This window comes from Flavobacteriales bacterium (genome assembly GCA_013001705.1).
In the GTDB taxonomy this organism is placed as follows: domain Bacteria; phylum Bacteroidota; class Bacteroidia; order Flavobacteriales_D; family JABDKJ01; genus JABDLZ01.
The window spans coordinates 1-6062 of the sequence record JABDLZ010000243.1 but is presented as its reverse complement, the minus strand read 5'-3'; the positions used below and the strand labels follow the sequence as shown (position 1 = coordinate 6062).

General features: G+C 52.1%; 4 protein-coding genes. 2 read left to right on the top strand and 2 right to left on the bottom strand.

What is annotated here, in order from left to right:
- Nucleotides 1–57: 57 nt before the first annotated feature.
- Nucleotides 58–741, bottom strand: coding sequence for a tRNA (guanosine(46)-N7)-methyltransferase TrmB (gene trmB, locus HKN79_09845; protein NNC83870.1), 684 nt, complete (start codon nucleotides 739–741; stop codon nucleotides 58–60).
- A 65-nt stretch (nucleotides 742–806) separates the two neighbouring features.
- On the opposite strand from trmB, the gene HKN79_09840 reads away from it, so the two are divergent.
- Both HKN79_09840 and HKN79_09835 read left to right on the top strand, forming a co-directional pair.
- Entirely contained in the window at nucleotides 807–1811 is a 1005-nt protein-coding gene (locus HKN79_09840; protein ID NNC83869.1) for a glycosyltransferase, read from the top strand.
- Nucleotides 1799–3655 (top strand): hypothetical protein, encoded by a 1857-nt coding sequence (locus tag HKN79_09835; protein NNC83868.1) that lies wholly within the window; start codon nucleotides 1799–1801, stop codon nucleotides 3653–3655. Before HKN79_09840 ends, HKN79_09835 begins: the two co-directional genes overlap by 13 nt.
- Here the strand turns inward: HKN79_09835 and recG are convergent, their stop codons facing one another.
- Entirely contained in the window at nucleotides 3656–5758 is a 2103-nt protein-coding gene (recG, locus tag HKN79_09830; protein NNC83867.1) for an ATP-dependent DNA helicase RecG, read from the bottom strand.
- Nucleotides 5759–6062: the final 304 nt, after the last annotated feature.

Below are 6062 nucleotides of genomic sequence, written 5' to 3'. Positions count from 1 at the left end.
CCTGATAGACCTGATCGAAGAAATCCTTGTTCTTCTCACTGAGCTTGATGGGTCGGCTCATAACTCGAAAGAGATGAACTTGATCTGCTTGCCCTCTTCCAGCCACATCTGCTCATAGTGCGTCTTGGTCTCCATGATCTCATTGAGCTCATCGGGGAATTTCTGTTTTCCCAATACATAGACATCGATACATCGGTGATGCACTTTGAGCCCTTGCTCGAGGATGACATCCATGGTGTAATCGTAGAGCGTGCTGCTGTCTGTCTTCAGATTGACCGTGCCCCCTGAGCGGAGGATCTTTCGGTATCGCTCCAAGAATCCCGGGTGGGTGAGCCGCTTCTTCTCTCTGCGGGATTTCTTCTGCGGATCGGGAAAAGTGATCCAGATCTCATCCACTTCATCCTCAGCAAAGAAGGAGTCGATACTCTCTATGCGTGTGCGTAGGAAGGCCACATTGGACAGGTCCTGTTCACGACTGGTCTTGGCACCTCGCCATATCCGATTACCCTTGATATCCACCCCGATGAAGTTGCGCTCGGGATAGCGCTGGGCCAGTGCCAAGGTGTACTCGCCCTTGCCGCATGCCAGTTCCAAGGTGATAGGCGCTGGACGGGCAAAGACCTCTGTTTTCCATTTTCCACGCAGCCGGTCACACCCATGCAGCATCTCCTCCTTATCGGGTTCGATCACATGATCCATGGCCGCCACTTCAGCGAATTTCCGCAGCTTGTCCTTTCCCATCGGCTGCAAATCTCGTGATTTGATCAGAAGAAGGCGGGTACTGCACTTATCTTAGATTTACACTGGTGCAGCACATCGGCAGAATCTTGGTGGCTCCCCTCAATTGGGGTTTGGGGCATGCGAGTAGATGTATCCCGCTCATCAGGCGTTTCTTGGATGAGGGGAACGAGGTCATACTCGCATCGGATGGCGAAGCGCTCCAGTTCTTGCGCAGGGAATTCCCCTTGCTGGAGTATCACGAAATATCGTCCTATCACATCCGATATACACGCTCACCTACCCGTATGACACGGGCCTTGATGAGCCAGTCTGCGGGCATCTTCAATAGCATACGCAAGGAGCGCGCTTGGTTGAGAAGGTTCTTGCGAAAACATCATGTGGACATGGTGCTATCGGACAATCGCTACGGCATGTGCTCCAAACGCGTGCGGTCGGTCATCATGACGCATCAGCTGAATATCCCTACGCCTTTGATGCGTGGTACGGTCAATCGGATCATCCATCGAATGATCCATCGATTCGATGCATGCTGGGTGCCTGACCATCCCGATCACCGCCTCTCTGGGCAACTTTCTGAGGCGACTTTGAAGATTCCCCTGAAGTTCATCGGCCCCCTATCGCGGGTGCAGGCCCTTCCTCAGATCGAAAAGGACATCTCAGTACTCGCCATACTCTCAGGTCCCGAACCCCAGCGCAGTATTTTGGAGAATCTCTTGATCCCCGTATTGCAGGATATAGAAGGAGCGGTATTGGTGAGAGGATTGATGAAGGATCGTACCAATGAGCGGGTCGGTCGACTACAGATCATCGACCATCTCCTCAGCAAGGATCTCGAGCAATACCTCAACCGCGCTCAAAAGGTCATCTGTCGATCGGGCTATAGCAGTATCATGGACCTGGATGCGCTGTGCAAAGCAGCCATTCTCATTCCTACCCCAGGACAACCCGAGCAGGAATATTTGGCCGAGCATCTGGCCCAACACCGCTTGTTCACCATGCTGGAACAATCAGAACTTGCTGAACTTCTTCCCGATCTACTCACCGCACCTGCACAGCAATGGAGCGCCTGAACTCGCATCTACCTCTTTATCTCCTGTTGCTGACGCAATGCATCATTTGGTGGCTGACCGGTGATGTATTTGTTCAAGATGAGCTCAGTGCCCTTTCCAGAACGCGATTTGAAGGATTTACCGAGCTCATCGAGCAAGGGGTGCTCACGGACTTCCATCCTGCTCTGGTACAGACATTTCTCTGGATCTGGACCGGTCTGGTGGGCATGAGCTCGTATATGGTCAAGCTTCCCTCGCTGCTGTGTGCATTGAGCTCGATCTGGCTCGTCCATCGCATCGGGCGTAGGCTTTTCTCGCCCCAGGTGGCCTGGATGGCAGGCGCGTACATGGTCTTCGCTCAATACTATATCCTGTATCTGGGAATAGCCAGACCGTATGCCTATGGGGTGGCGTTCATCCTCTGGCAATTGTCAGCCATGATAGATCTGCATCAGAGACCTTCGAGAAGAGCTTTGATCCAATTCACCATAGCAGCTGTATGTGCTGCTTGGACGCATTATTTCTCCATGATGGTAGCCGGACTGATCGGATTGATGACCCTTTTCTGGGTGGATGCTACCTACCGGAAGAAGTATCTGTGGACCGCCATTCTGGCCGTAGCTATCTATTCTATCCATCTACCCATCACGATCGCCCAATTCTCCAAAGAAGGATTGGGAGGTCCAGAAGGATGGTTGCAGGCTCCTGATGGCCTGTGGGTCTGGCGCTATATAGAATATCTCGGTCAGTACAACGGAGTGGGGATGGCCGTGCTTCTGATCGCATTCCTCAGTTCCTGCTATGCAGTCGTGTCACGAAAGTTCGATACGCAACAGCGCCTCTTCTGGTGGACCGGACTCATCCTATGGCTGCTACCTCTTGGTATAGCTTGGGTCTATTCGCATGAGGTCAGCCCTATTCTACAGTTCTCCATCCTCATCTTCGGATTCAGTCCTTTTCTGATCGGGCTTTTCGCTGGATTGGATCTGGTGAAAACGAGATGGCGTTCAGCCTTTGCACTCGCAGCGACCGCGGTCATCGCTTGGGGTACTTTTTGGAATAGGGAGCATCTGATCATATTTTCTGAACGACCCTATCACGGACTGGTGGAGAGCATAGCAGTACAGAATGCTCAGAACATACGTCCAACTGCCTATGGACCGATGAATCCCAACTTCATGCGGGCATACGATCGATCACGAGAATTGGACTATAGCTATCAGCCCACCCAAGGAGCTGACCTGAAAGCCCTGCCGATGAATCAAGCACTCGATGATGGCTCGGCTCTCTTCCTGGATCCGCCCTTGGAGTGGGCTGGACTTCTCTTGGACCGTTATGGGGATGGGTTATATCAGCATCCTGCTGAGCAATTCGATCTATATACCCTTGATCCTGTAGAGACTTGGTCAAAAGCAGAGTTGCGGGAGCAGCGGCTACTTGGAGAACATTATTTGAAGGGTGGAGAGGAATGGGCCCCTGCTGCGACTGTGGCACTTGACTCACTGAAGGGTGCTCCTTACTGTGATCTACATTTCATATTGGACATGGGGAAAGGGACTGAGGTAGAGGGTACGCTCGTCTGCGAGATCTATCGCGGAGATAGTCTGGTCGACTGGTATGGACGGGATCTGGCCGATTTCAGTATTTCGGATTCCACTAGTACCAGCCTCTATGCCAGCCGCAGGTTGCAGGACATCATTAAGCCCTTTCTCCATTCAGCTCTTCTTCCATGCAAGGACAAAGCTCCCTTGACCTGTAAGGTCTATTACTGGAATCGCTCTGGATCGGATATCCATATCCACTCCTTGCGCATGATCATACAAGGGGATTCTCCTAGGAGATATGGGCTCTTCTACGATTTCTGATCAGGAGATCTTGGCCCAACGACTCTTCTGGGCCATGTGTTTCCGCAGTTCGGGTATCATGATGCGATTCGAATCCTTCTGGAGTTCTGGGTCTTCATCTATGATGCGGAGGGCCGCCTCCCGTGCCATTCCGAGTATCGGTCCATCGGTGATGAGATTGGCGATATTCAATGCCACCTCACCACTTTGTCGGGTGCCCATGATATCCCCGGCTCCTCTCAGCTCCAGGTCCACTTCAGCTATCTGGAAGCCATCGTTGGTGCGCACCATGGTCTCCAGCCGCGTTCGTGCATCGGCACTGAGCTTGTGACCTGTCATCAGGATGCAATAGCTCTGCTCGGCCCCTCTACCCACCCGACCGCGTAGCTGATGCAGCTGGCTCAGCCCAAAACGCTCCGCACTCTCTATCACCATCACGCTCGCATTGGGAACGTTGACCCCTACCTCTATGACCGTTGTGGCTACTAGGATATGCGTATCTCCAGTGGCAAAGCGGAGCATCTCGTAGTCCTTGTCCTCGGGTTTCATGCGCCCATGAACAATACCTATCTGGTACTCAGGTCGGGGAAATCTCCTGCTAAGGCTCTCATAGCCATCCATGAGGTCCTTGAGATCGGCATCCATCTTCTTCGACTCCTCGATGAGCGGATAGACCACATAGACCTGTCGACCTTTCTTAATCTCATCCTCCATGAACTGGAAGACCCTCAGGCGATTACCATCGTTTCGATGGACGGTCTTGATCTCTTTGCGACCCGGAGGGAGTTCATCGATCTGCGATACGTCCAGATCGCCATAGTAGGTCATGGCCAAGGTGCGCGGAATGGGCGTGGCCGTCATGACGAGAACATGAGGAGGGATACTGTTCTTCTTCCACAACTTGGCTCGTTGGGCCACCCCGAATCGATGCTGCTCATCGATGATGACCATCCCCAGATTCTGGAACTTCACCTTATCCTCGATCAGGGCGTGGGTGCCGATCAGGATGTTCAGCTCACCGAATTCCAATGCTTGATGTAGACTCTTGCGCATGCCTTGTTTGGTACTTCCGGTCAGCAGTCCGATGCGCACACCGGTTCCCGTGAGGAGTTGTTTCAGGGTCTTATAGTGCTGATTGGCGAGGATCTCGGTCGGGGCCATGAGGGCTGCTTGGAATCCATTGTCTATGGCCAGAAGCATGATGAGCAATCCTACAATGGTCTTGCCGCTTCCCACATCACCTTGAAGTAGTCGATTCATTTGCTGCCCACTCCCTACATCTCTGCGTATCTCCTTGATGACACGTTTCTGGGCATTCGTCAACTCGAAGGGGAGATGTTCGCTATAGAAGGTATTGAACTTGTCACCTACACTGGTGAATACATGACCGCGTGTCTTTTTGATACGCGCTACCTTGCTCAATAGCAGCGACATCTGCAAGAAGAACAGCTCCTCGAATTTCATACGGAAGCGGGCCTTTTTCAGCAGCTCGCTCTTCTTGGGATAGTGTATCTGCGCATAGGAGAGCTGCCTATCCATGAGTCGGTAGTCAGATACGATCTCCTCTGGGATGACCTCCTTGATCTCCTTGAGCACTTCAGGGAGCAGGTTCTTCATCAGCTTGGAGAGCCCACGGGTATCCAGTCCTTTGGAGGTGAGTTTCTCTGTGGAAGAATAGACCGGTTGCAGTTCTCCGAGTAGCGGCACTTTACCCTCTTCCATCTGCTGTATCTCCGGATGATTGAGACTGAACTGACCTTTGAAACGATTGGGTTTCCCGAAGATGAGGTACTGCTTACCTACTTGAAGCTGTGGTCTGATCCAGCGGACGCCTTGGAACCAGACCAGTTTCATTCGGCCGGTCTCATCGCTTATCCAGGCTTCCAGTCTGCTTCCCCGCTTCTGCTTGATCTCTTTCACATCATCCAAGGTGGCCTGCAATTGCACAAGTGTGCTGTCATCCCGGATATCTCGGATTTTATGGAAACGGGATCGGTCGATATATCGGAATGGGAAGTGATGCAGAAGATCCCTGAAATAATGCACCTCCAATTCACTCCGTAACAATTGGGCCCGTGAGGGTCCTACGCCTTGAAGATATTCTATGGGAGAATCCAGCGACATCCAGAATCAAAGATAGAAGGCCTTATCAGGCATTCATCATGGCTTTTTTCACGCTATGGCTCTCGAGCCAAAGCCACCCTTTCCTGCTGATTACGCGCCACGCAATGTGTAGTGTACTCCGCAATGGCCCAGCCTGAGAGCTCATCCTGCATTGCTTGGGTCAGATGTTTTTGGATAGAAGCCCGTATCTCCTAAAACCAAGGAGTGTAAATACCAGATAGTCAACGTATTATGATGGATTCCTGCGTGAATTCAGTGGCAGGGCGGGACTAGCTGCACATGGGAAAGCTCAATTGCTTCGCAA

Excerpts from the sequence above, each read along its gene's own strand:
- trmB (NNC83870.1), bottom strand. The coding sequence starts at position 741 with ATGGGAAAGGACAAGCTGCGGAAATTCGCTGAAGTGGCGGCCATGGAT.
- recG (NNC83867.1), bottom strand. The coding sequence starts at position 5,758 with ATGTCGCTGGATTCTCCCATAGAATATCTTCAAGGCGTAGGACCCTCA.
- HKN79_09835 (NNC83868.1), top strand. The coding sequence starts at position 1,799 with ATGGAGCGCCTGAACTCGCATCTACCTCTTTATCTCCTGTTGCTGACG.